The 25842-nt window shown below is 44.3% G+C and carries 15 protein-coding genes; 10 read left to right on the top strand and 5 right to left on the bottom strand.

The annotated features are described in order from the left end of the window. Position 1 precedes the first annotated feature (1 nt). Complete coding sequence (locus IEY67_RS01085) at positions 2-757, top strand: succinate dehydrogenase/fumarate reductase iron-sulfur subunit (protein WP_183670381.1); 756 nt, start codon at positions 2-4, stop codon at positions 755-757. Between the two features lie 391 nt (positions 758-1148). Here the strand turns inward: IEY67_RS01085 and IEY67_RS01080 are convergent, their stop codons facing one another. Continuing rightward, positions 1149-1994, bottom strand: coding sequence for a helix-turn-helix domain-containing protein (locus IEY67_RS01080; protein ID WP_122353228.1), 846 nt, complete (start codon positions 1992-1994; stop codon positions 1149-1151). Positions 1995-2233: 239 nt separating this feature from the next. Between IEY67_RS01080 and IEY67_RS01075 the strand changes: the two genes are divergently transcribed. The 9 genes from IEY67_RS01075 to IEY67_RS01035 all read left to right on the top strand — a co-directional run bounded on the left by IEY67_RS01075 (position 2234) and on the right by IEY67_RS01035 (position 18110). Then, a complete protein-coding gene (locus IEY67_RS01075) occupies positions 2234-3448 on the top strand; it encodes a radical SAM protein (protein ID WP_122353227.1) in 1215 nt (404 codons plus the stop codon). Positions 3449-3618: 170 nt separating this feature from the next. After that, positions 3619-4203: a DUF417 family protein gene (locus IEY67_RS01070; RefSeq protein ID WP_122353226.1), complete on the top strand. Its 585-nt coding sequence runs from the start codon at positions 3619-3621 to the stop codon at positions 4201-4203. A gap of 395 nt (positions 4204-4598) precedes the next feature. Next, positions 4599-5327 (top strand): LiaF transmembrane domain-containing protein, encoded by a 729-nt coding sequence (locus IEY67_RS01065; RefSeq protein WP_183670383.1) that lies wholly within the window; start codon positions 4599-4601, stop codon positions 5325-5327. Positions 5328-5329: 2 nt separating this feature from the next. Further along, the gene (locus IEY67_RS01060) at positions 5330-6127 is read left to right on the top strand and encodes a LytR/AlgR family response regulator transcription factor (protein ID WP_183670385.1); all 798 of its coding nucleotides are present in this window, start codon (positions 5330-5332) and stop codon (positions 6125-6127) included. Positions 6128-6573: 446 nt separating this feature from the next. After that, positions 6574-8778 carry an alpha-galactosidase gene (locus IEY67_RS01055; protein ID WP_183670387.1) on the top strand — a complete coding sequence of 735 codons (2205 nt, stop codon included), beginning with the start codon at positions 6574-6576 and terminating at the stop codon, positions 8776-8778. Positions 8779-8795: 17 nt separating this feature from the next. After that, positions 8796-10793 (top strand): alpha-galactosidase, encoded by a 1998-nt coding sequence (locus tag IEY67_RS01050; RefSeq protein WP_183670389.1) that lies wholly within the window; start codon positions 8796-8798, stop codon positions 10791-10793. A gap of 21 nt (positions 10794-10814) precedes the next feature. After that, a complete protein-coding gene (locus IEY67_RS01045) occupies positions 10815-13907 on the top strand; it encodes a SusC/RagA family TonB-linked outer membrane protein (protein ID WP_122353278.1) in 3093 nt (1030 codons plus the stop codon). A 21-nt stretch (positions 13908-13928) separates the two neighbouring features. Beyond that, a complete protein-coding gene (locus IEY67_RS01040; RefSeq protein ID WP_122353221.1) occupies positions 13929-15506 on the top strand; it encodes a RagB/SusD family nutrient uptake outer membrane protein in 1578 nt (525 codons plus the stop codon). A gap of 261 nt (positions 15507-15767) precedes the next feature. Further along, positions 15768-18110 (top strand): hypothetical protein, encoded by a 2343-nt coding sequence (locus tag IEY67_RS01035; RefSeq protein WP_183670391.1) that lies wholly within the window; start codon positions 15768-15770, stop codon positions 18108-18110. 373 nt (positions 18111-18483) lie between these two features. Here the strand turns inward: IEY67_RS01035 and bamJ are convergent, their stop codons facing one another. The 4 genes from bamJ to IEY67_RS01015 all read right to left on the bottom strand — a co-directional run bounded on the left by bamJ (position 18484) and on the right by IEY67_RS01015 (position 25764). Continuing rightward, a complete protein-coding gene (bamJ, locus tag IEY67_RS01030) occupies positions 18484-19083 on the bottom strand; it encodes a BamJ family beta-barrel-assembly machinery protein (RefSeq protein ID WP_122353219.1) in 600 nt (199 codons plus the stop codon). A gap of 5 nt (positions 19084-19088) precedes the next feature. After that, complete coding sequence (locus tag IEY67_RS01025; RefSeq protein ID WP_122353218.1) at positions 19089-20633, bottom strand: glycine--tRNA ligase; 1545 nt, start codon at positions 20631-20633, stop codon at positions 19089-19091. Between the two features lie 154 nt (positions 20634-20787). Next, the gene (locus IEY67_RS01020) at positions 20788-22452 is read right to left on the bottom strand and encodes a SusD/RagB family nutrient-binding outer membrane lipoprotein (RefSeq protein ID WP_122353217.1); all 1665 of its coding nucleotides are present in this window, start codon (positions 22450-22452) and stop codon (positions 20788-20790) included. Positions 22453-22473: 21 nt separating this feature from the next. After that, on the bottom strand, positions 22474-25764 hold the full coding sequence (locus tag IEY67_RS01015; RefSeq protein WP_183670394.1) for a SusC/RagA family TonB-linked outer membrane protein: 3291 nt from the start codon (positions 25762-25764) through the stop codon (positions 22474-22476). Between the last annotated feature and the right edge of the window lie 78 nt (positions 25765-25842).

Below are 25842 nucleotides of genomic sequence, written 5' to 3'. Positions count from 1 at the left end.
CATGGATAAAGATATAAAAGTAACACTTAAAGTTTGGCGTCAGAAAAGTCCGAAAGATAAAGGACAATTTGAGACTTACCAAATAGACAAAATCAATCAGAGTGTTTCTTTCCTGGAAATGTTAGACATTTTGAATGAACGTTTGGTCAGTGAAGGTAAAGAGCCGATCGTCTTCGACCACGACTGTCGTGAAGGTATCTGCGGTATGTGTTCATTGTATGTAAACGGACATCCGCACGGACCGGCAACAGGTGCTACTACCTGCCAGCTGTACATGCGCCGTTTCAACGATGGCGAAACAATCACGATCGAACCGTGGCGTTCTGCCGGTTTCCCGGTAATCCGCGACTTGATGGTAGACCGTTATGCTTACGATAAAATCATCCAGGCAGGTGGTTTCGTATCAGTGAACACAGGTGGTGTTCCTGATGCCAACTCAATCGCTATCCCTCGTGCAGATGCTGAAATGGCTATGGATGCTGCTGCATGTATCGGTTGTGGTGCTTGTGCTGCTGCTTGTAAGAACGGTTCGGCTATGCTGTTCGTTTCTGCAAAGGTTAGCCAGCTGGCTCTGTTGCCTCAGGGTAAGGTGGAAGCTGCTCGCCGTGCAAAAGCAATGGTTGCCAAGATGGACGAACTGGGCTTCGGTAACTGTACCAACACTCGCGCTTGCGAAATGGAATGTCCGAAGAATATCTCTGTCAGCAACATCGCTCGCCTGAACCGCGAATTCATCGTTGCTAAATTACAAGACTAATATACATTATAATATATGTATTGCTTGGGAGGCGTTGCTTTATGCAGCGCCTCTTTTTTTATGCCCAGCTTTTTTATTGTTTTATCATATTGACCGATGCAAACATTTCCCCTCTGGAGAGGGGACAGGGGGTGTGTCATTTCATGAACGAACGCCTCATTTTAACATTTCGAAATCTAATAATAAATATCTTGAACCTTGTTAGCCTTTCTTATATGCTATACAACACTAATTAGCATTTTAACTATTGACAAGTTGGAGAATACCTGTATCTTTGTACTGTGGTTTTTTCATAATAGTATTAGATTTAAGGTTAACAAAGTTGGTTAGGGCTTGTCGTGAGACAGGCTTTAATTGTTTATAGGGGTTTGCATCCGGCATATCCCTTTTTTTAGCTCTCCCTGTATTCCTGAGGGGTCATTCCCACGTGTTGTCTGAAGTATTTATTGAAGAACGACAGGTTGTCGAAACCCAGAGCGAATGCAATCTTCTTAACCGGCATATCGGTTGATTTAAGCTGTGCTTTCGCATCCATGATAATGATATTGCTCAGGATATCCAACGCGGTTCGTCCGCTGACTTTCTTTATTACGTAGCAGAAATGTTGCAAGGTGATATTAAGCCGCTTGGCATAATAGGAGACGCTATGCTCTTTCGTATAGTTCTCCATCGCCAGCTGCACGAACTCGCGGCATATCTCCATATTGCGTGTCATCGGAGCATTGCTATATGGCGTATGGTTTTTATACAGTTCGATTACTCCTTGCATGAAGATGGTGAAGATAGCCTTTATGATCTCTTTGTTCTCGATGGTCTTAGGCAAAGAATACGCCTTGATCAGCAAGGAAAAAGCCTCCTGGTATAACTGGGAGACCGGTACGGGCAGAGGCATCACCGGGCTGTCGAAGATAACGGGCAGATAGTTCGTGATAGTTTTGATATAGTTGATATGACTCACAAACGTAGAAGAAAATCCGGCAAAACATAGTTTGACATCGTCGGATACTTCGTGTATCTGGATAAAACATCCCGGAGGAAGCGTAATGAAATCATTGGGTTTGATAATAAATTTTGTCAGATTGACGGTGGCCTGTACACTGCCCTGTACACAAAGCACAAAAACACCGGCTTTGATCTTGCAGGGGAAGCGGCCGTATTGATTTAATATTTCACCCGTAATGCTGTCTCCGACGATAAAATCCAGAGGAATGTCGAATTTAGGAATGTTGTCTTCCATGTTGTTATCTCCACTATTTTAAATGTACAAATATAAGACTATTTAGATTTTCTGACTGATATTCTTAAATATAGAACATCGAATCCCACAAATGGAGATTGTTTTATGATATATAATAGGTGAAATTTGCGAATGTTTTCAAGTCTGGCTGATAGATTTATGGGTATGGTATATATTTGTCTGTCTGCTTAATAAGATATGGGAGCTAATACTAATAGAGAAATCTAATCATAATAACAATGGGTACAAAACGAACAAAGAGCTCTTTCAGAACAATGAGCACAAACAGAAAATTAGAATCTGTTTTCCTGTTTGTCACAGGGCGGTGTAATGCCAAATGTAAAATGTGCTTCTATGCGGAAGACATGGATAAAAAAGAAAAAGACCTGACTTTTGAAGAAATAAAGAAGATCTCCGAAACAGCCGGACAGTTCAATCGTTTGTGGGTATCCGGCGGTGAGCCGACACTGCGTGAGGAATTACCTGAAATTATAGAGATGTTCTATAAGAATAACGAGATAAAAGACGTGAACATTCCTACCAACGGATTGAAGCCCGACCGGATCATTGCCTGGGTAAAACAAATCCGTCGGAATTGTCCGGAACTGAATATCAACCTCAGTCTTTCATTGGACGGTTTCGGTGATACACACGATATACAGCGCGGTGTCCCCGGTAACTTCTACAAAGCGATGGGGACGTTGAAGATGATTGAAAAAAACTTTGCTGACGACGGCAGGGTGCTGAAAAACCTTGCCACCGTAATTACAAAATATAACCTGGAGGAGGTACAGGATTTGATGCTTTGGATTTTAGGCCGTTTCCATCTGTCCAACCATATTATCGAGGCTGCACGCGGAATGACGCGCGACGACGGGGTGAAGGTGCTTACCGAACCTACTTTACGTGCTTTGCAGGACGAGGTTGTGCCTATCTATAATGTCTATGGGGAACGTATGGCGGAAGAGACCGGTGGCTTCAGAAAACCGATTGCCCGTTTCTTCTATCTGGGCTTCATCCGTACATTATATAATGTACGTGCGACCAATATCGATCATCCGACTCCCTGGGGAATGGATTGTACGGCGGGAGAGACCACCTTGGTGATCGACTATGACGGCCGTTTCCGTGCCTGCGAGCTTCGCGAGCCGATCGGTAATGTAAAGGATTACGATTGTAATATCGCTAAGATCATGCAGAGTGATGCCATGAAGCAGGAGATCGCTGCTATCGGTCATGGGGATAAGGCGAATTGCTGGTGTACGCATGGATGCTGGATCACTTCATCGCTGGTCTTCAATCCGCGTAAGATGATCACCCATGTATATAAAGGATACCGCGAAATGAAGAAACTGAACCGTCCGCTGGATATCAGTGAAGACTTGTTGCAGAGCATCGAACGGAAGTATGCTTTGGACGAACAGAAACTGGTAGAACTGGGAATACGTAATTAAAAATAATTCGTTGTCAATAAGGCCGGTTAACGGGGAAATAAGCCTCTGTTAACCGGTTTTATTGTGTCTTAGGGAATAATTGTCAAGTTATCCGGCAGAATTGCCATTTCCTATGGGGTAAAAATGTCAGATCTTTGCATCATAAGTTAAACTGATAAACAAAGAAAGACATGACTACTAAACTAAAGGATTTATTTGACACATTTCTGAACATGGCAGCTTCTTCACAGAAACTGGGTATTAACCTGATCCGTGTTGCTATTCTGATCATATTCGTATGGATCGGCGGACTGAAATTCTGGAATTATGAAGCGGAAGGGATCGTTCCCTTTGTGGCAAACAGCCCGTTTATGAGCTTCTTCTATACCAAGAGCGCACCTGAATACAAAGAATATAAGTTGAAAGAGGGTGAATTCAATGAAGCCAAACATCAGTGGCATGTAGAAAACAATACATATGGTTTCTCACATGGGCTGGGTATCCTGATCATGGCGATCGGTATACTGACCTTTCTGGGGATCTTTTCTCCGAAGATTGGTCTGGTAGGCTCCCTACTGGCTATCATAATGACGATAGGCACCTTGTCGTTCCTCGTCACTACGCCGGAGGTATGGGTTCCGGATCTGGGTAGCGGAGAGCATGGCTTCCCGTTGCTTACGGGAGCAGGTCGTCTGGTGATAAAAGACACGGCGATTATTGCCGGGGCGATCGTTGTCCTGTCTGATTGCGCTCAGCGGATATTGAAGAAGAAATAGGAACAAAAAGTGTTTATTTTAACACTTCGGAAGTAAAAAATAAACATATTGAAACTTGTTAGCTTTTCTTATACGACACGAAACATGATTTAGCATAAAACCCCTTGACAAATTTGGATTAAGCCGTATATTTGTATCGTGGTTTTTTCATAATAGTATTAGATTTAAGGTTAACAAAGTTGGTTAGGGCTTGTCGTGAGACAGGCTTTAATTGTTTATAGGGGTTTGCATTCAGGACAGATGCAGGCCTTTTTGTTTTTCTGCACTGAATATTTCCTTTTTTTGTCGGTTATTTTCGGCGATTCACCGATCTTTGACTGTAATAGGACGTTTCTCTCTTGTCCGGGAGGTGGCTGATACCTACTTTTGTTTCAAACATTTAAACAATACAGATTATGAATCTTAGAAAAAACATCTTTTGGGCAATCCCGTTTATCGTAGTCGGGATTGTATGGTTACTGAAGAACATGGGTATGATTGCTACCGATATCTTTGATATTATAGTATCCTGGCAGATGCTGGTGATGTATGTGGGAGTTTCTACCTTTTTTTCCCGCCAGTATGTCGGAGGATTGATCACCTTTTTATTCGGACTATACTTTCTGATGCCTGAGTTGGACTGGATGGATGGCAGTGGAATGACTATCTGGCCGCTACTTCTGGTGTTGGCCGGTATCGTGATACTCTTTTCGCCACGGAAGAAAAACAATACTCATTGGAAAAATAGAGGGGGAACGACAGGTAACGAGGCAGACACTGGTACAAAAAGTGAATTTATCAATATAGACGGTTATGTGGAATCGGATAATACGTTTAGTTCCGTGGAGCAGATTATTCTGGATCCGGTTTTCAAAGGAGCACGGATCAAGGTTTTGTTCGGGGGAACCATTCTGGATTTGCGAAGAACAAAGCTGGAAGGTCCGCGGACCTATATTGACATCGATTGTACGTTTGCCGGGGTGGAAATATATGTACCCAATGACTGGCGGCTTCATTTTAATGTCCGTACCCTGATGGGAGGCTGTGAAGATAAACGTTTCAATGCTTCTGTAAACATGGATAACGAGCATGTATTGGTGGTACGCGGAAATGCTACTTTTGGCGGAATCGAATTCAAAAGTTGATTATGCAGACGCATCCGTTTATAAACTCTGTCTTTTATAGGATTGCCGGTATCATGCTGGCATCGATCGCTTGTTGCACAGGGGCCTTGTTGTTGTATTACTACGAACATACGGGGTGGCTGCTTGCATGGCTTGACAGTCTGGTTTCGGTAGGGTTATTCTCTGTTTCCGGTTTTCTGCTCTGGTATGTTACCGGAGTATTGCGTCCGATACAGGCCCAGATCGCATTAACCATCGGTGTCCTGGCGATTTCTACTATAGGAGGGTATATGGTGGGGACATTGATTTGTCCCGGTCGGATGGAATGGTTTGCTTCGACTATCCCTTTCCGTTTTCTGTTTGGTCTGCTGGGATGGATTATTCTGGCTCAATGGTATTTTATTCGCTGGAAGGAGATTCGGAAAGAAGAACCGTCTGAGGATTCTCTTGTTTCTGTTGAGACTGAAACATCACTGCCACCTGAAGAAGCGTTACTGGATCGTATCTCTGTGAAAGACGGCACCCGTATCCATCTGATCCGGTTGGACGAACTGCTCTATATCCAGGCAAGCGGCGATTATGTGACGTTGTTCACCTCGACAGGCCAATATGTCAAGGAACAGACGATGAAATATTTTGAAACGCATCTGCCGGAAAATGCTTTTATCCGTATTCACCGGTCTTGTATCGTGAATAGCGGGGAGATCATCCGTGTGGAATTGTTCGGGAAAGACAGTTACCAGGTTCGTTTGAAAACAGGTGTCTGTTTGCGTGCCAGTCTGACCGGCTATCGGTTGCTTAAAGAACGCCTTTCCCTGTAAAATAGCTCACTTTAATTGTTAAAATTAGCAGTTTTTGTCTGTATTGTATAAAGTTTTGTCTTCAGAAACATTTTTTAGCCGGAATGCGTGAAGAGCTTAACATATATTGTCTGTAAAAGGCTTGACAAACACTTGTCGTGAGTGTATCTTTGCATTGTGGTTTTTTCATAATAGTATTAGATTTAAGGTTAACAAAGTTGGTTAGGGGTTGTCGTGAGACAGCCTTTAATGTTTTATAGAGGTTTGCATTTTCGGATGCGAGCCTTTTTTGTTTTTTACCCTGTAACAAATGCGTCAAAAAATGACGTAAATGTTGCAATCCTGTTAATTCTCTATGAATTAAATGCATAAATACAAATTATTGGCGAATCCGTGCTTTCCGTACTTCTCTTTATTGGCTTAGTTTGCACCATCAACCTTGAATAAGTAAAATAAAACTGATAGACATGAAAGCACTATTGTTAACTGTAGCCCTTTTACTGGGGTGTATGAATGTTTCTTCCCAGGAGAAAGATGCGGACATCATATCCGTCTCTACAAATGACTTGAGCATGATCTTTTCTATCTCTTCGGATAAAAAAGTAGTATATAACTATTTTGGAGATAAATTCCGGCATGTTTCCCCTTTCCTTAATAAGAAGTATAAAGAACAACCGGATAACGGTATTGGTTATGCTCCGGTAATCTATCCTGCTTACGGAGGACGCCTTTTCCTGAATCCGGCATTGAAGCTGACGCATAATGACGGCGTTCAGACTACAGAATTGATATATGCGGACCATACCGTAAAGAATATCGATAATAATAGAATAGAAACCGTAATACAGTTGAAAGATCCTTTGTACCCGGTTTTCGTCAATCTCAATTTTGTAGCTTACCAAAAGGAAAATGTGATCTGTCAGTCTGTTTCCATCTCTCATCAGGAAAAGACCCGGCTGGCTGTCGAAAATATATCTTCCGCTTATCTTCCCTTACATGCAGACTCTTACTATCTGACTCATTTTCATGGCGCATGGGCCTCTGAAATGCAATTGGTGGAAGAGCAACTGACTCCCGGTGTCAAACGGGTGGAATCCAAGAAAGGCATACGGACCACGCAGTCTGAAAACTCTTCTTTCCTGTTGTCTCTGAACGGACCGGCTTATGAAGATATGGGTGAAGTCTATGCTGGTTCACTGGCTTGGTCGGGCAACTATCTGACCTCTTTTGAAGTGGATGAATGCGGCATGCTGCATGTGTTGACCGGTATGAATAATTTTGCCTCTACTTATAATCTGGAACCGGGTAAAATATTGCAAACCCCGGAAATGGTATGGACATATAGTTCTACCGGTAAAGGACAGGTTTCCAGAAATCTGCACGACTGGTCGCGTAACTATGCATTGGCTCATGGTGATCAGGAATTGCCGATCGTCCTGAACAGTTGGGAAGGTGCTTATTTTAACTTTACCGAGAAGACAATCACGGATATGATCGATGATGCGGCTGCTTTCGGTGTTGAAATGTTCGTACTCGACGACGGATGGTTTGCCAACAAATATCCGCGTAACTCGGATAAGGTCGGTTTGGGTGACTGGCAGGTAAATAAGAAAAAATTACCGCGCGGGATCGATTATCTGGCGAAGTATGCAGTAAATAAAGGACTGAAATTCGGCATCTGGATCGAACCGGAAATGGTAAGTCCAAAGAGTGAACTGGCAGAAAAGCATCCGGAATGGATTGTAAAGAGCGGTAAGCGTGATATTATCCCGATGCGTAACCAATGGTTGCTCGATCTGAGCAATCCGGCTGTACAGGATTTTGTGGTGAAGACTTTTGACGATGTAATCGCTTTGTCTCCTCATATTTCCTATATTAAATGGGATGCGAACCGCCACGTTGACAATTTCGGTTCCGATTACCTTTCTAAAGAGGATCAGACCCATTTCTGGATCGAGTATATAAAAGGACTGTATAGTGCTTACGAACGGATCCGTGCAAAGCATCCGGATGTTATGATCCAGTTGTGTTCGGCCGGTGGCGGCCGCCTGGACTTCGGAGCCTTGAAATATCACGATGAGTTCTGGGCAAGCGATAACACCAACTCGCTCGACCGTATATTCATCCAGTACAGCACCAATCTTTTCTTCCCGGCAAAAGCCACTGCTTCCCATGTTTCGACCACTCCGAACCATCAAACGGGTATGATGGCACCGCTGAAATTCCGTTTCGATGTTGCCATGACGGGGCGTCTGGGTATGGAATTGCAACCGAAAGATTTGACAGGTGATGAACTGCCTTTTGCAGAACAGGCCATAAAGAACTATAAACGTATCCGCCCGATCGTACAGCTGGGCGATCTTTATCGTCTCAAATCGCCTTACGACGGAACCGGATGGGCTTCGCATATGTATATATCCAAAGATAAAAAGGAATCTGTATTTTTTGCTTACAGCCTGAAATATCACGGACGTACAACATTCTTTGAGACCAAACTGAAAGGACTGGATCCGGCTAAAATATATAAGATCACTGAATTGAATAAAGCCGGAAACAGTTCCTTCTACGGCGACGGGCAGGTATTCCCCGGTGATTATCTGATGAATGCCGGTATCAGCCTGACAATCGGGAATACGTATGAAAGTACGGTCCTGCTGATTACAGAACAGTAATATTTAATTATCAATACATGAAACTCATCAATTTAAATCTGCTGCTATTGCTCGCCCTTGTTGTATCCTGTAGCGAACCTTCCGTCTCTTCGGGGAAATGGACGGTCAGCTACGATCAGGAGCAGAAAGGCCACCGTATCGAAAAAGAGAGCCAGCTTCTTTCCGATGGGGTCTACGCTTCGTATAAGTTAGGCGACAAATTGGTCACAACCCGTGACTACAGGAGTAGTCGCTCGAAAGCAACCGCTATCAGCGATGCATTCGGCGAAGGATCGTTATTACAGGTTACCTATACCGATAGCAACCTGCCTACACTGGTGCAATCTTTCTACATCTATCCGGAGAAAGATTATTTGTTGACGGAATTTACCCTTCAGGGAGGGAATGCCGATGTCGAATCGAATTATATGGCTCCGGTCAACATCGATCGTATGCCTGCTTTACTCGCCGAAGGGGATAACCGTGCGTTGTTCCAGCCTTTCGATAACGATTGCTGGATTCGTTATCAGTCTCATCCGCTGACTTTCGATCAGTTGCGTAGTTATGAAGTGGCTACCGTATTCAATAATAAGGATCGTAAAGGTCTTGTCATCGGTTCGGTAGAGCATTCCGACTGGAAGACAGGTATCGATATGGTCAAAGGCGACCGCAGCAATATCGGTTCGCTGGTTTGTTTCGGGGGTGTTGCCGATACGCTGACACGTGATTCGAAAGCACATGGTAGCCTGAAAGGGAAAACAGTGAAGTCGCCGAAGGTCTTTGTCGGTTTCTTTAATGACTGGCGTGCCGGACTGGAAGAATACGGAAAAGCGAATGCTGTAGTAGCTCCCGTGAAGAAATGGCCGGGTGCCGTTACGTTCGGTTGGAACAGTTGGGGTGCACTTCAGTTCAAGCTGACTTACCAGAAGGCGCTGGAGGTGTCCGATTTCTTCAGGGATAATTTGCAGAACAACCATTTTGTGAATCCCGACGGCAATGTGACGATCGGCCTCGACTCCGGCTGGAATAGCTTTAAGGATGAAGAACTGAAAGATTTCGTAGATCATTGTACGGCTAACGGACAGATTGCCGGCGTATACTGGACGCCGTTTACCGATTGGGGCAGACGTCCGGATCGGACCATCAAGGATGCTCCTGATTATAAGTATAAAGATGTTTATCTGTATGCGAATGGCCAGCCGCAGGAACTGGACGGTGCCTATGCGATCGACCCGACTCATCCGGCTATTGAGGAAATGATGAAGAAAACGTCTGAGCTATTCCATCGTTGCGGTTTCAAATACGTGAAGATGGACTTTATGACACACGGGGCGATGGAAGCCGACAAATGGTACAATCCGGAGATCCGGACAGGTATCCAGGCCTACAACTACGGCATGCAGCTGTTGAACAAATACTTCGGCGACATGTACATCAATCTGTCTATCTCTCCTGTATTCCCGGCTCATTACGCTAATTCACGCCGTATTGCCTGTGATGCCTGGAATAAGATCAAAGATACCGAATACACGCTGAATGCCCTTTCTTACGGCTGGTGGCAGGATGAGGTGTACCAGTATAACGATGCCGACCACCTGGTGCTGCGCGAAGCGACCGAAGGCGAGAACCGGGCCCGTATGACTTCCGGTGCTATTACCGGCTTGTATATCGTTGGTGACGATTTCAGTAAGGGCGGCAAACAGATCGACAAAGACCGCGCTCTGAAATTCATGACCAACCAAAGAGTGAATGATGTCGCCAGAGGTATTTCATTCGCTCCGGTGGAAGGAAATGGAGAACGTTCTGAAAATCAATTTATTCGCCATGATGCAGACGGATCATCTTATTTCGCTATCTTTAATTATTCGGAAGATGAGATGAATGCCACAGTTTTGCTTGAACGCCTCGGATTGGAGCCGACGGTTACTTACAGGGCAAGAGAACTCTGGAGTGGATATGAACAGCCTGTCAAGGAAAAACTCACAGTGACGGTCCCCGCCAGGGATGCGTTGCTTTACAAGATAGAAAACAACTAAATGTTCTTAAATTTATCAATTATGAAACAGATCAAGGTTTTTAGTATTTTGATGATGCTTGTAGTATGCTGCGGTACCGTTTTCGCACAAGGCATAACAATTACAGGTACGATCACCGACGCAAAAACGTCGGAGTCGCTCCCGGGAGCGAGCGTTGTTCTCAAGGGAACAACGCAAGGGACTATATCGGATATGGATGGAAAATATTCTTTGACAGCCTCACCGGGCGCCACCCTGGTGATCAGCTATATCGGATATGACACCAAGGAAGTAAAAGTCGGTAACCAGAACGTGATCAACGTATCACTTTCAGAAGACTCACAATCTATCGACGAAGTAGTGATCGTAGGTGCTTCCATGAAGAAAAGCGACCTGACAGGCGCTATTGCGCATGTCGACGCGAAAGTGTTGGAAGAACGCCCGGTAACGACCGTCAATGAAGCCCTTCAGGGACGTGTAGCCGGTGTTTTGATCACTAAAGGAACTCGTCCGGGTGACGATTCAAGTATCAAGATTCGTGGTGTGAATACGATCAATTCCGGTTCAGATCCGATCTACGTTGTCGATGGTTTGGTTATGGGCAACGGTTACGGCGGTTTTAACGCCATCAATGTGAACGATGTGGCTTCCGTACAGGTGTTGAAAGATGCCTCGGCTACAGCCCTTTACGGATCACGTGGTGCCAACGGTGTCGTTCTTATCACGACCAAAAAAGGTAAAATAGGCGAAGGACGTGTTACTTACGACGGTTGGGTAGGTTTCTCAAAAATTACCCAGCGTCCGAAGACAATGGATGCTTCCCAGTTGTTCGACCTGCGTATAGATGCTTTTGCCAATGGGTACATGCAGGACAATCCTACGGCAAACCGTCAGGATTACATCAATAACACATTGATGAAAACGAATACCGCTTTCTCCGATGAGGAGTTCGCCACTCACAATGCAGGTCAGAGCTATAACTGGTTGGATGAGGTGGCAAGCACCGGTTTCCAGCAGAACCACTCCGTAAGCTTCTCCAATGCAACGGAAAAGAACAATATTTACATCAGCTTCGATTATGCCAATATCGACGGTCTGATCGGTGATTCGAAAGAAAAGAAATATTCCGGACGTATCAATGCGGAATCGATGATCAAACCGTGGTTGAAGGTCGGTACGAACTCTTCTTTCTCCCGTACGGAAAATAACCTGCCGACAGACGATGTGTATGACAAGGCGCTGAATGCAAACCCGCTGCTGAATCCGGCACCTTACAAAGATCCGGCAACCCGTTACACCTGGGATTATCTGACATTGTACTACCGTGTGCACAACGAAGGAAACAATAACGATTACAACCCGTTCAACTCGCAGGAAGTAGCCCGCGAACGTGCCCGTAACCGTTTCCTTTCTTCCAATTATATCAACATCAATCCGATCGAAGGGCTGAATATCCGTTCTACGTTCGCATTGGATGTTTCTTCACAGACCTGGTTCGAATATACACCGAGCTATATCCAGGAAGCTATCCGTCACTATAACGGTGATGCGAGAGCAAAACACGAAAGATGGTCACAGTTGAACTGGCAGTGGGATAATACGATCACTTACGACAAGACGATCAACAAACACCGCATGAACTTCCTGTTCGGTACAAGTACGACCAAGAACTCGGAAAACTATACTAAAGCACAGGGCGACCGTTATGCCAGCGACGATTTGCTGTGGTATGACCTGAAAGGTGCTGCCGCTAACGATAAGAAAGAACTCGATTCTGACTTCAAGGGCAATACCCTCGTTTCTGTCCTGGGTAGAGTGAACTACAACTATGATATGCGTTACTACCTGACGGCAACGGCCCGTTACGACGGTTCTTCCAAGTTTGCCAAAGGCCACCGCTGGGGTATCCTGCCTTCTTTCTCTGCCGCATGGGATATAACGAATGAAGCGTTCATGGAAGACCAGACTATTTTCGACCGGATGAAGTTCCGTGTAGGTTATGGTGTGGTTGGTAACCAGGATATCGAAAACTATGCATATCGTACATTGTATTTCTCTTCTGTCAGCAACGGCGAAGCTTCCTACGCAACCAGCGGTTTGAGAGGTACGCCTGCTATTACCTGGGAAAAACAGAAACAAACCAATATCGGTGTCGATATGGCATTCCTCAATGACCGTTTGAACGTTTCTCTGGACGGATTCTTTATAAAGAATGATAATCTGTTGATGAAACACTCTCTGCCGTTGACTTCCGGCTACAGTGAAACATGGGAAAATATCGGTTCTGTAAAGAATAAAGGTTTTGAAGCGACGATCAACGCTACTCCGATACAGACAAAAGACTTTACATGGAATGTGAATGCCAATATCTCTTTCGATAAGAATGAGGTGTCTAAGTTGTATGGCCAGGTGACAGAGATCCTGAACGGTTCAGATCGTGAAAAGAATATCTTCCTGGGCGAATCATTGAATAACATTTATACTTATAAGACTGGCGGTATCGCGAACGAATCGAACCGTAGCGAATGGGAAAATCTGGATTTCAATGGAAAACATGTAAGCCTGGGTGATTTGTTCCCGCAAGATATTTCCGGCCCTGACGGTGTGCCTGACGGCGTAATCGACCAGCTTGACCGCACAGTGGTAGGAAAGAAGGATCCGAAGTTCTACGGCGGGTTTGCCACCGATTTCAGCTATAAGGGAATTACCTTGAATGCTGTATTCAACTATTCTTACGGTGCAAAGAAAATCAGTTCATATTACGAAGGTTTGATCAACAGTACAGGTACGGGCATGTCGTCTATCGACCTGCTGGACCGTTGGACTCCGGAAAATACCGGTGCTTCCGTTCCGCGTGTGATTGCCAATACGACCAGCGGTTATAACCGTTATAATCCGTCCGATATGGATTACACGATCCAGAATGCCTCTTATCTGCGTTTGTCTACACTGACATTGGCTTATTCATTCCCGAAACCTTTGTTGAGCCAGCTCAAAGTGGAAAACCTGCGTGTTTACTTCACAGCATCCAACCTGTTCTGTGCAACCAAATATAAAGGCTTCGATCCTGAAACAGGCGATTACGGATATCCTCCGACAAAAATGTATGTATTTGGTTTGAACTTTAGTTTTTAATGATTTAAAAGGATTACAATTATGAAAAAGAGATATAATTTGATCGGATTGCTGGCTTTGGCGCTTACTGCCGGAATCACCACATCTTGTTCCGATTTCCTGACACAGGAAAACAAGAAAGCATTGACAGAAGAGCAGATCTATTCAGATGTAGAGTTTATCGAACTGAATCTGAAGGGTATCTATAATACTTGGCGTGACAATACCCGCCAGGATGAACGTGCCTGGTTCCTGATGACCGGTACCGACGAAATACAGCGCGGTGCATTACAGAATAAAGGGGGTGGCGAAGGAGCGGCTATGGACCGTTACGATGCCAATATGAACTCCCTGCATAGCAAGGTGAAAGATCAGTGGAACAAACGTTTCCCGATAGTTACCGCTGCTGCCAAGATCGTCCGTGCGTTGGATACGCCTGATCTGGCAGAAGGAACCAAACAAGCTGAACTGTTGGGTGAGGCCTGTTTCGTGCGTGGTTTCGTCGATTATGAACTGGCGTTATACTGGGGTGAAATACCTATCATCGACCTGGATAAGCTGGAAGAAACCGGCTACGGCCGTCAGTCTTTGACCGATGTCTGGCAGTTTATTATCAATGACCTGGAAAAAGCGGCTAAATATGCTCCTAAGACAAATACGGCTGGACGGGCAACTTCCGGTGCCGGCTATACGATGTTGGGTAAGGCTTATATGTCTGCTCCGGTAGAAACCGGTCTGCGCGACTTCAACAAGGCGAAAGAATGTTTCGAGAAAGTAATGGGGATGGGCTATTCATTGGTAAACTATGCCGACCTGTGGAATTACGAGAAACCGAATACGGCGGAATCTATTTATGAATTTCAGTTCAATAATAATCCGAACCGTAACCAGATCCAGTTCCAGATCGGTTCACGTGTGGCGCAGAACTGGTGGAAAGACGGTTGTTACTTTGCCGGTTACGACCATGTCGTTGTTACTGAATATGGATATGAAACGGTGGAAAACGGTGGTATCTGGGAAGACGGTGATGTCCGTAAAGAGGAAAGTATCCGTTACGACTTTACGTATCATGGTGAAGTCCCTAACTACGAATGTGTTGCTTGGGAAGATCTGGGTGAAGACCATGACGAATTGAAACCGCACGTAAAGAAATATGAAGATTATCGTACCGACCAGTATTCAGGCTTGGGTATCAACAATATGTGGAACTCAGGGAAGAATATCCCGGCTCTCCGTTATGCGGATGTCCTTCTTAGCTATGCCGAATGTCTGAATGAATTAGGACAAACCGGACAGGCGGTAGAAAAGGTGAATGAAGTGCGTAACCGTGCATGGGGCTTTAATATCCCGGCTGATAAGAAATGGGATGCAGGTATGTCTCAGGATAACTTCCGTGTGAAGATCATGGATGAACGTATGCGTGAGTTTCTGGGTGAGAACTGGCGTCGTGCCGATCTGATCCGTACAGGCAAATTCGTTGAGTATATCAAAGCACGCAACAAATGGGCGAAACGCTCAGGTACGATCCAGGATTATAACGTTCGTTATCCGATCCCTAACGAAGAGATCGAACAGAATCCGGACATGACTCAGGATGATCAGAACCCCGGATACAGATAACTGTAAAGTTACTTCAGTTTCCTAGGGAAGAAACTCCGGTTTCCTCCTTAGGAAACTAGAGTTTCCCAGGCAGGAAATTACAGTTCCCTCCGCAGAGAACTACAGTTTCCAAATAGCGAAACTACGAGGAAACTGTAATTGATTGAAATTTAATAAACTAAAGGCAAAAGGATTGTAAAAGGAGAAAGCACCGGGAAGGCATGTCTTTGCCCGGTGTTTTGTTTAATAAAAAACCGAATCAAACTAATATAATAATAGGTCATGAAAAATAATTTAACAGGAACATCCCTGCTTTTTGGTCTTGTATGTCTCTTGTTGGGGGCAAAGGCTTTTGCAGGTGAACAGCAAGTGATCGCTTCCGGTAGCTGGAAGATCGTTTATAATGAAGGAACAAAGACATGCGACTTTATCCATAAGGAAAAGACCATATTGGCGGGTGTTTTTGTTCAGGCGAAAGAGAAGGAAACATGGTTGCGAAGCACGGAGTACGGACAGCCTGCTTTTTCGGAAGAAACTGTCGATGATGTCTTCGGTGCCGGACATAAATACACATTTACCTATGCAGCACACGATGGAAAACCGGCTCTGCAACAGTCGTTCTATTTCTATCCGGATAAAAGTTACTTTCTGACAGAAGCCTATATCGTTTCGGAGACTGCAACCTCAAGTAATTATATTGCTCCGGTTGTCACAGAAACGACCAGCTCTTTCCTGAATGCAAATGCCTCCAACCGGGTTTTATCCGTACCGTTCGACAATGATGCCTGGATCGGTTATTCCTCATTGGCATTGTCGGTAGACTCTGTTTCTTTCGAGGTCACTTCCATCTATTCTGGTGATACACGTGAAGGACTGGTGCTCGGTTCCGTTGAACATGATACATGGAAGACCGGCGTACGCTATTCTACCTCCGGCAACCAGCAGTTGAACCGCCTGGAATGTTTTGGCGGGATCAGCCATCGCCTTACCCACGATATCGATGCCGAAGGTTCAAAACCTCACGGCAGCATCTCCGGTACGAAACTGAAATCTCCGAAACTCCTGGTCGGCATGTTCGATGACTGGCGCAAAGGGCTTGAAGCATACGGCGAAGCAAATGCGTTGGTTGCTCCTCCCCGTAAATGGGCGAAAGGAAATATCTTCGGATGGAACAGTTGGGGCGCAATGGCCGAGAAGCTGAATTTTACCGGTGCTCTCGATGTATCCGATTATATCAGTACGAACCTGCAACCGAATCATTTCAATAATGACGGCACGGCTTATGTGATCCTCGATTCTTACTGGGATAACCTGAACGATTATCAGTTGAAGACATTTGCCAAGCAATGTGTCGATAACGGACAGGTTCCGGGCATCTATTGGTCTCCTTTCTCCGATTGGGGAGAAGACGGTAGCCGTTCTATGGAAGGTAGCAGCTACAGATACGGAGACGCTTACCTCTATGTGAACGGAAAACCGAAGAAGATTGCTTCCCGTGCGTTAGACCCGACCCATCCCGGTACCCGTGAACGGATGAGTTACTTCATCAACCGTTTTAAAGAGTTGGGATATAAATACATCAAATTCGACTTCCTGAACAATGCAATTCTTGAAGCGGACTCTTATTACGATAAGAGCGTTACGACCGGTGTGCAGGCTTATAACAGTGGTATGAAGTATCTGACGGAATTGTGCGGGGATGACATGTTCATGGCTTTATCCATTGCTCCTGCCTTTCCTGCGCAATACGGGAACTCCCGCCGTATCAGTTGCGATGCCTGGGGAGCTAAGGAAGATACGGAATATGTAATGAACGGACTTTCTTTTGGCTGGTGGCTCGACAAGGTCTACAACTTCAATGATGCCGACCATCTGGTTCTTCATAAAGATGCTTATAATGAAGATGAAAACCGTATGCGTATTACATCGGGAGTGATCACGGGAACTTATATTCTCGGTGATAATTTCAGCCAGAAAGGAACTTGTATAGGGGATCTCGCTGCCCGCCAGAAAGCAGAAAAGTTTGCGACGAATGCCGACGTGAACGAAATTGCGCGCATCGGTAAATCTTTTTACCCGGTGGAAGGTGCCACGGCTTCAGGTAAAAACAGTTGGGGAAGGAACCGTGGCGAGAGTCTTTTTATGTTGGATACGGATGATTATATGTATGTCGCTGCATTTAATTATAAAGCTGAATCAGTCTCGGAAGATATCAAGTTGTCACGACTGGGAATCGCTTCTTCCGATGTGAAAGGTATTAAAGAGCTCTGGACTGGTCAGGGCGTGTCGCTGAAAGGTGAAGAAATTCCTTTCTCTTTACCTAATTTTGGTGTGAAGTTATACAGAATAGATAAGAAAGGCACGGGAACGGGTGTGTCCGATCTTACTACGCCGGATAGAAAGATAACCGGCTGGGTAAAGGACGATCATTTGTTTATACAGACGGAAAAAGAACTGAAAGATATTCTTATCTACTCGACACAGGGAGCGTTACTGAAAAAGTATCCTGCTTTATCTTCGCAAACCTGCTATGACATCAATATTGCTGATCTGCCCAAAGGTATATTCCTGGTTCAGGCAGTCACTTCCCCACAGGATTCCGAATGTTTGAAGTTCATAAAATAAGATCCATGTCGATACAATCAAATCTACTGAAATTAGGGCTCTAGGCTGTTAATTTTAGTAGAATTTGATTGTAATCTATATAGTTTTGTGTTCGATAACAAAATTTGACTGGAATAAGTGTTCTGCTTAACGTTTATTAGTCAGAAAAGACTTGACAAAAGCCCTTTATTCCTGTATCTTTGTACTGTGGTTTTTTCATAATAGTATTAGATTTAAGGTTAACAAAGTTTGGTTAGGGCTTGTCGTGAGACAGGCTTTAATTGTTTATAAGGGTTTGCTTTATGAGGCAGCCTTTTTTATATCAAACTTATAAATAATAAAAAGGGGGCATCAAATATTTGATGTCCCCTTTTCTATTCATTCTAAAGTGAATTTAAGATGTTGGATAATCTTCTTTATCATCGGTTCCTGCAACTTCAGATGTTCTTTCCATGACCTCTATCTCAAAAATTAATGTAGAGTATGCAGGAATGTTATCCTTTTTATTAGAACCATATCCTAGTTTCTGAGGAATCCAAACTTCCCATTTGTCACCAACTACCATATTTTGCAAAGCAATGGTCCATCCAGTTATAGGAGAGGGAACTCCATAGCCATAAGTATAGTTATAGTTGGAGGAAGCGGAGCTTACAGCGAATTTAGCTGGTGCTGCATAGGGAACGCACTGATCGAAATACTCGCCTTCTTTGCTATCGATCAACCATCCTTTGTAATAAACAGTCACACGGCTGTTGTAATAGATTACAGGGCCGTCTCCTTGTTTTATCCTTTTAGCATAAACAAAATCATCTCCGGATCCTTGTATACTTACTTTAAAGAAATCGGTGTCTTTTTCCTTTGCCGCGAAAGCCTGTTCATTTTTCAGTTTGTATGCTTCAACGGCTGCATCATCACTGTCATCGTCATCTTTACAGGAGGTAAAGACTACGGACATACAAAAAATCATCAACGCGAATTGCAGGTACTTCTTCATTTAATTTATTCAGTTATCTTTTTTAATAATGACTTCATACTAACCTTTTCAGAAATAATCTCGTGCAGCTTGTCGATGCTTACACGTTCCTGTTCCATGGTATCACGGAAACGGATCGTTACACAATTATCCTTCAAAGTATCGTGGTCAACTGTAATACAGTACGGAGTTCCAATGGCATCCTGACGGCGGTAACGTTTGCCGATAGAGTCTTTTTCATCATACTGGCAACGGAAATCGAATTTCAGCATGTTGACAATCTCTTCCGCTTTTTCAGGAAGCCCGTCTTTCTTAACCAGCGGCAATACGGCTAACTTGATAGGAGCCAGAGCTGCAGGCAATTTCAATACTACGCGTGTTTCACCGTTTTCGAGTGTCTCTTCGCAATAAGATCCGGCCATAACGCTCAGGAATACACGGTCGACACCGATAGATGTTTCAATAACGTACGGAGTATAGCTTTTATTTAATTCAGGATCGAAATACTGTATCTTCTTACCTGAGAATTTCTCATGCTGGCTCAGGTCGAAGTCTGTACGGCTGTGGATACCTTCCACTTCTTTGAAACCGAACGGCATTTCATATTCGATGTCTGTAGCTGCATTGGCATAATGAGCCAGTTTTTCGTGATCGTGGTAACGATATTTCTGATCACCCAGTCCCATTGCTTTGTGCCATTTCAGACGAGTCGATTTCCATTGTTTGAACCATTCCATTTCTTCTCCCGGACGAACGAAGAACTGCATTTCCATCTGTTCGAACTCACGCATACGGAAGATGAACTGACGGGCAACGATCTCGTTACGGAATGCTTTACCGATCTGAGCGATACCGAAAGGTACTTTCATACGGCCTGTCTTCTGCACGTTCAGGAAGTTTACGAAAATACCCTGTGCAGTTTCCGGACGCAGGTAGATTTTGGAAGCGCCGTCGGCAGTAGATCCCATTTCTGTGGAGAACATCAGGTTGAACTGGCGTACTTCCGTCCAGTTGCGTGTTCCGGAGATCGGACAAGCGATTTCGCAGTCGATAATGATCTGGCGGAGATCTTCAAAGTTGGAATCGTTCAGTGCTTTCGCAAAACGGGTGTGTATCTCGTCGCGTTTAGCCTGATGTTCCAATACGCGGCCGTTGGTAGCACGGAATTGGGTTTCATCGAATGCTTCACCGAACTTTTTCGCAGCTTTGTCGACTTCTTTCTGTATCTTTTCATCGATCTTAGCCAGATAATCTTCGATCAGTACGTCGGCACGATACCGTTTCTTGGAATCCTTATTGTCGATCAAAGGGTCATTGAATGCGTCCACATGGCCGGATGCCTTCCAGATAGTCGGATGCATGAAAATAGCGGAGTCGAGGCCTACTACATTTTCGTGAAGCAGGGTCATGCTGTCCCACCAGTATTTCTTTATATTATTTTTCAGCTCTACGCCATACTGTCCGTAATCATACACTGCTCCTAAACCATCATATATTTCTGAAGAGGGAAATACAAATCCGTATTCTTTACAGTGTGAAACTAATTTCTTGAAAACATCTTCTTGTGCCATAAGTATATGTAATTATTATCAACCTGCAAAGTAAATGATTTTTTCTGTAAGTAACAGCATTTTCAGCGGCTTATTAGTTAATACATATAAAGAAAGGTGACCATCCCGGCCACCTTTCACCATCAAAAATTATATTGAAAATTTAGTTCTGGGTTTATTCTTTATCCCACCATATACGACCAAATTCGCTGTCCAGACGACCGAAGTTCGATTCTTTCTGCATGTCCTCAAGGCGTTTTACCTGATTTGCATAGTTGGCAGAACCATCGGCTGGCATGGTGAATTTTTTACGACGCGGTACTTGCTGCAATTCACCGTATACATTGATCGGTTCCCAGGTAACCAATGTAGATGTAGTGCTCGGATAGTTGGTACGTTTGTACATGGCCCATGATTCACTGTTATTCTTGAAATGTTCTACCCAAGTCTGGCAGTAGATCTGTTCTTTAGCCATGGCACTGTTCCATGCGATACCATCCTGTTTCAGGAATGCTTCGATTTCACTTTCTGTAACCGCTTCGTAGTCATTGATTTTGCAGTAGTCGGCAATTTTACTCCATTGTCTCAGAGAGGCTTTTACGCCTTCTTCATACCATTGCTGAGCTGTTTTGCTGTTGGCAACGCCTTCCAGCGTAAATTCGGAAGCCATGAAACAGAAGTCTGCATATGTTACCAAAGGAATCCAGCCACCGGCACTACCATTGTCTTGCGCACCTTTCCACAAACGAGTCTGAGGTCTGTTCATCGGACGCATGTCGATATCGTCCAGATAACGAGATGTGCGACAGGAGTCGGTTGCCCATTTGTCGTAACTTACGCTACCACCGGTCCAGCGACCTAAATGAGTCGGAATAACCTGTGCAGGAGTCGTTGTTTCTTTGGCATTGAATGCGGCTACGTTTTCCGGAGTTAAATTGTTGATTTGGAAAAACAGACGTTTTCTCGGGTCGTTATACTTCAGTAAGTAAGCCATAAAAGCAGCAGAAGCGCGATCCATGTCAATGACGGAATGCCAGTCGCCTTGGGTTGTCCAGTAGTTATCGAAATAAAGGATAAAACTATCGTCGATACTGCTGAAAATGTTGCCGGAAGATAATACCTCTTGTGCAATGGCTTTAGCTTCTGCCGGTTTCTGTTTTAACAATCTCAAAGCGATCCGCATACGTACGGCATTAGCAGCCTTCACCCATTTACTCATGTCGCCACTGTAAGCCAGGTCATAATTCTTGAAAGTCACCTGGTTGCTGGATGTTGCCAGCTTATTGGCAGCTTCTTTCAGTTCCTGGTTCCAGGTCGTCAACAACTCTTCCTGAGTTTGGAAAGTCGGTTCAAGAATTTCCACGTTACCGTTGCGGGTTCCCCAACCGTCGGTGTACACCAAAGAACCGTATACGTCGGATGCTTGAATACCTTTTGTAATCAAGAGGATACGGGCTACTTCGGTTAAGTCGCTGTAAGCAGCTTCCTGTTCCGGCATATTGGTTTTGACGTAATAAGGTATGTGACGGGCATATTTACCAGCGTTTACATAGTTGCTGTATAATGATCCGGAAAAACCGGCGCATTCGGTGAAGTTAGTTGTGCTATATCCCCAGATTCCGGCACAATACTGCATCCATCTCAAACGACAGGCATATGAGTCTGCCCATGTTTCTCCAGCATTACACATTACATTTTCAATCTGATAGAGGAACACTTCCGGATCAACTTCGTATACCGTATCAGGATTCTTGTTGATTTTGGTGAAGTCGGCATCGCAGGAGCTTAATGCAGCCATGGAAGCTAACGCTCCGAGAATATAATATTTAATTTTTTTCATTTTACTTAATTATAAAGGTGATTAGAATGAAACGTTAACACTGAAACCAATGTTGCGTGAGAATACGGCACCACCGCTTTCCATATATTCAGAGCTGTAAGATGTATTCAGGCCTTCCGGGTGAATATTGTCCGGCAGACTGTTATACAGGAATCCTAAGTTACGGGCCATTAAGCCGATACTTGCATTTTGAATGTAGGCTTTGTTCACCCATTTTTTAGGCAATTGCCAATGTACGGAAACTTCACGTAAGGCAACCCATGAACATTTATGGATACCTTCTTCACGGATACCTCCGGACCAACTGTACACGTTGTCATAATATTTGTAAGCAGATAACGGATCGACTAATCCTTGATCGTAAGCATACTGATAACTCTTGCCGGAAACGTCCACTCCTTTGATTTCCGTACCCGGTATAAATACGCCTTCCGGGATTACACCGTCGTTAACCACTCTTCCGTCGCTCAATGTACGAGGTAAACCGCCGTATTGTGTGTCACGACCAGTCAATGAAGATTTAACGTTCCCCGAATTCATACCATAATAGTAACTTGCCGAGAAGACGTCTCCGCCGAAACGGGCATCGATTACAGCATTCAGCGTAATGCCTTTCCAGCTTACGGAAGTGGTGGCTCCCCACAAGAATTTAGGCTGTAAAGAACCGATTTTCTCACTTTTATTTGAACGAGGATAAGAACCGTCTGCGTTCAACAGTTTTTCGCCATTTTCGTTGCGTGTGTAAGCATAAGAAGTGTAGATATCACCATAAGCGCCGCCTACGGTAGCCCATGCCTGTGTATCCGTACCACCTCCTACTAACTGGTATTTCTCAACGCCTTCAAACAAAGAGACGATCTTGTTTCTGTTGCGCGTCAGGTTGAAAGACAAATCCCAGCGCCAGTCTTTCGTTTCGATCGGAGTACCGGTAATCAATAATTCGATACCTTTGTTCTGGATGTCTCCGGCATTGATCCAACGTTTTGAAACACCGGATTCGGATGCGATCGGCAATGCCAGGATCTGGTTCTTTGTATTGGTCTTATACCATGCAAAGTCGAAACCGAGACGGTTTTTAAAGAAACGCATATCCAAACCGATTTCGATGGAGTGTTGTTTCTCCGGTTTCAAATTCAAGTTCGGTAATTCGTCCTTGTCGAATTTGTAATAAGGAAAAGTTCCGCCGTTAAGCTGGTTGTCGAATGTGTTGTCGAAAGCATAATAACCGGTACCGGTTGTCAGATAAGGAGCACAGTCGTTACCTACGATAGCATAAGAAGCTCTCAACTTACCGAAAGAGATAAATTCAGGTATCGCATCGCGCAAACCTTCGGCAAACAACCAGGAAGCACCAACCGACGGGTAGAAGTAAGAGGTGTGTCCTGTTCCGTTTTCATAGATCAATGCAGACGACCAGTCGTTACGTCCTGTTATATCCAGGAAATAAACCCCTTTATAATCCATATTGGCAAAAGCGTAGATGGAGTTGATGCGTTTTCTGTCAGTATTATATCTGACTTCGGTTGTCGCTTTATTAACGGAGTTTGTCATATCGAACAAACCAGGAACGCGCAAGCCATTCTCCGAGTTGGTTTTGTGGTATCCCCTTTTGGTATCCCACTGTTCTACTGCTACGCTACCGCTGATATTGAAATCATCGAAAGAATGGTTAGCAGTCAACATACCGGTAATTTTGTACTGGTCTTTCTTATTTTCATGGATTTTATAAGCCGCACCGTCGTACTTGCTGGCACCTGTAGCCATTACTTTTGATTCGTTAGTGGTATATAGCTTGTAAATATCGCCTTTCACTTTCAATGACAACCAATCCAATATTTTAAGATCCAGATTCAAGAAAGCACGTACACTCATTTCGTCCTGTGTATAGATGTTTTCCAGGTAGTCGTAGATCGTTTTGGAATAACCATACGGATCCAATGAGTTGTAACCGTCACCGGCCGGACTGATATAGTTTTTGTTATTCAACCAGTAATCAGTATCATATTCACGAGCAATGCTGTACATGAAGTCATAGATCGGAGATCCCGAGCCTCCCTGTCTTGTCGGATTCTGGGCAGTCGATTCGATATATGAGAATCCACCTTCAGCTTTCAAGCGTGAACTGATATCGTGGGATGCGTTTAAACTGAATGAATTACGCTTGAATTCATTGTTAAAAGTTAAACCCTCCGACTGCAGGTTTGAATAAGAGAAACGGAATGCACTTTTTTCAGAACCACCTTGTAAAGCAACGTTGGTGTTCATGTAGTGCCCGGTCTGATAAAGATTTTTCAAGTTGTTGTCTTTGGCGGAATAGATCATTTCCTGGCCATCCACATAGAACGGTTTACCGTCGAAACGAGGACCGAAGCTACGGCCGGCAGAAGTGTATCGGTTTTCGCTACCGTCGCTATTCAGAGCCCATGCCGGAGAAGAACCGGAACCGAATTCGTTTTGCAGATCCGGTGTCGCATAGATGTTTTCCCATTGCTGCGTATGTGAAACGGAAACACCTATACCCTCACCTTTACGGCCTTTTTTGGTTGTGATCAGGATCACACCGTTGGAAGCACGCGAACCGTACAAAGCGGTTGCGGCAGCACCTTTCAATACAGACATCGATTCGAAGTCATCGGCATTCAGGTTCTTCAGGTCATTACCCCAGTCTTGTCCTGCCCCTGTTTTTGTTACTTCATTGTCGATGATAATACCGTCGATCACGAAAATCGGCTGGTTGTTACCTCCCAAAGAAGTATTACCACGAATAATGATACGTTGTGAAGACTGTGGCCCGGAGTTACCCATGTTGATCTGTACACCGGCAACTTTACCTTGTAGTCCATTGATTGGGTTTGGAGAGTTTACTTTGGCGATTTCATCTCCCTTTAGTTCTGTCATGGCGTAACCGAGTGATTTCTTATCACGGGACATACCCAGAGCTGTTACAACAACTTCTTCCAGAGCTTGTGAATCTTCTTCAATAAAGATTTTCAGTGTTGCCTGGCCGTTGTAGACGACTTCTTTTGTTTTATAACCAACAAAAGATACCTGTAAGGTTTGACCTTTTTTGACATCGTTTAGCGTGAATTTACCATCGAGGTCCGTCATAATCCCACTTGTGGTTCCCTTAATAATAACAGATGCTCCAATAACCGGACCCATTGAATCCTCTACAACTCCGGTGACTTGTCCACTCTGTTGTGAAATGTTTACACTTTGCTTGTCGGGTACTACATCTGCATAGGCTCCTAATGGAGAGACCAATGCACCGGCAAGCAAAATCAAGCTTGGAAATGTTAATTTTTTAGACATAAGCGTTTGATTTATAGGTAAAAAAATAGATGTGTGTATGTTTGTTTCAGCATATTTAAATTGTTATAGTTCTAGTAG

The sequence above is a fragment of the Parabacteroides faecis genome (assembly GCF_014647375.1).
Lineage (GTDB): Bacteria > Bacteroidota > Bacteroidia > Bacteroidales > Tannerellaceae > Parabacteroides > Parabacteroides faecis.
The sequence above is the reverse complement of the archived record's forward strand: the minus strand, read 5'-3'. Positions and strand labels throughout refer to the sequence as shown.

What these genes read in the sequence shown, in the direction of transcription:
- IEY67_RS01045 (WP_122353278.1), top strand. Translation starts at nt 10,815, where the DNA reads ATGAAACAGATCAAGGTTTTTAGTATTTTGATGATGCTTGTAGTATGC.
- IEY67_RS01020 (WP_122353217.1), bottom strand. Translation starts at nt 22,452, where the DNA reads ATGAAAAAAATTAAATATTATATTCTCGGAGCGTTAGCTTCCATGGCT.
- IEY67_RS01075 (WP_122353227.1), top strand. Translation starts at nt 2,234, where the DNA reads ATGGGTACAAAACGAACAAAGAGCTCTTTCAGAACAATGAGCACAAAC.
- IEY67_RS01025 (WP_122353218.1), bottom strand. Translation starts at nt 20,633, where the DNA reads ATGGCACAAGAAGATGTTTTCAAGAAATTAGTTTCACACTGTAAAGAA.
- IEY67_RS01050 (WP_183670389.1), top strand. Translation starts at nt 8,796, where the DNA reads ATGAAACTCATCAATTTAAATCTGCTGCTATTGCTCGCCCTTGTTGTA.
- IEY67_RS01015 (WP_183670394.1), bottom strand. Translation starts at nt 25,764, where the DNA reads ATGTCTAAAAAATTAACATTTCCAAGCTTGATTTTGCTTGCCGGTGCA.
- IEY67_RS01055 (WP_183670387.1), top strand. Translation starts at nt 6,574, where the DNA reads ATGAAAGCACTATTGTTAACTGTAGCCCTTTTACTGGGGTGTATGAAT.
- bamJ (WP_122353219.1), bottom strand. Translation starts at nt 19,083, where the DNA reads ATGAAGAAGTACCTGCAATTCGCGTTGATGATTTTTTGTATGTCCGTA.
- IEY67_RS01060 (WP_183670385.1), top strand. Translation starts at nt 5,330, where the DNA reads ATGCAGACGCATCCGTTTATAAACTCTGTCTTTTATAGGATTGCCGGT.
- IEY67_RS01070 (WP_122353226.1), top strand. Translation starts at nt 3,619, where the DNA reads ATGACTACTAAACTAAAGGATTTATTTGACACATTTCTGAACATGGCA.
- IEY67_RS01085 (WP_183670381.1), top strand. Translation starts at nt 2, where the DNA reads ATGGATAAAGATATAAAAGTAACACTTAAAGTTTGGCGTCAGAAAAGT.
- IEY67_RS01035 (WP_183670391.1), top strand. Translation starts at nt 15,768, where the DNA reads ATGAAAAATAATTTAACAGGAACATCCCTGCTTTTTGGTCTTGTATGT.
- IEY67_RS01080 (WP_122353228.1), bottom strand. Translation starts at nt 1,994, where the DNA reads ATGGAAGACAACATTCCTAAATTCGACATTCCTCTGGATTTTATCGTC.
- IEY67_RS01065 (WP_183670383.1), top strand. Translation starts at nt 4,599, where the DNA reads ATGAATCTTAGAAAAAACATCTTTTGGGCAATCCCGTTTATCGTAGTC.
- IEY67_RS01040 (WP_122353221.1), top strand. Translation starts at nt 13,929, where the DNA reads ATGAAAAAGAGATATAATTTGATCGGATTGCTGGCTTTGGCGCTTACT.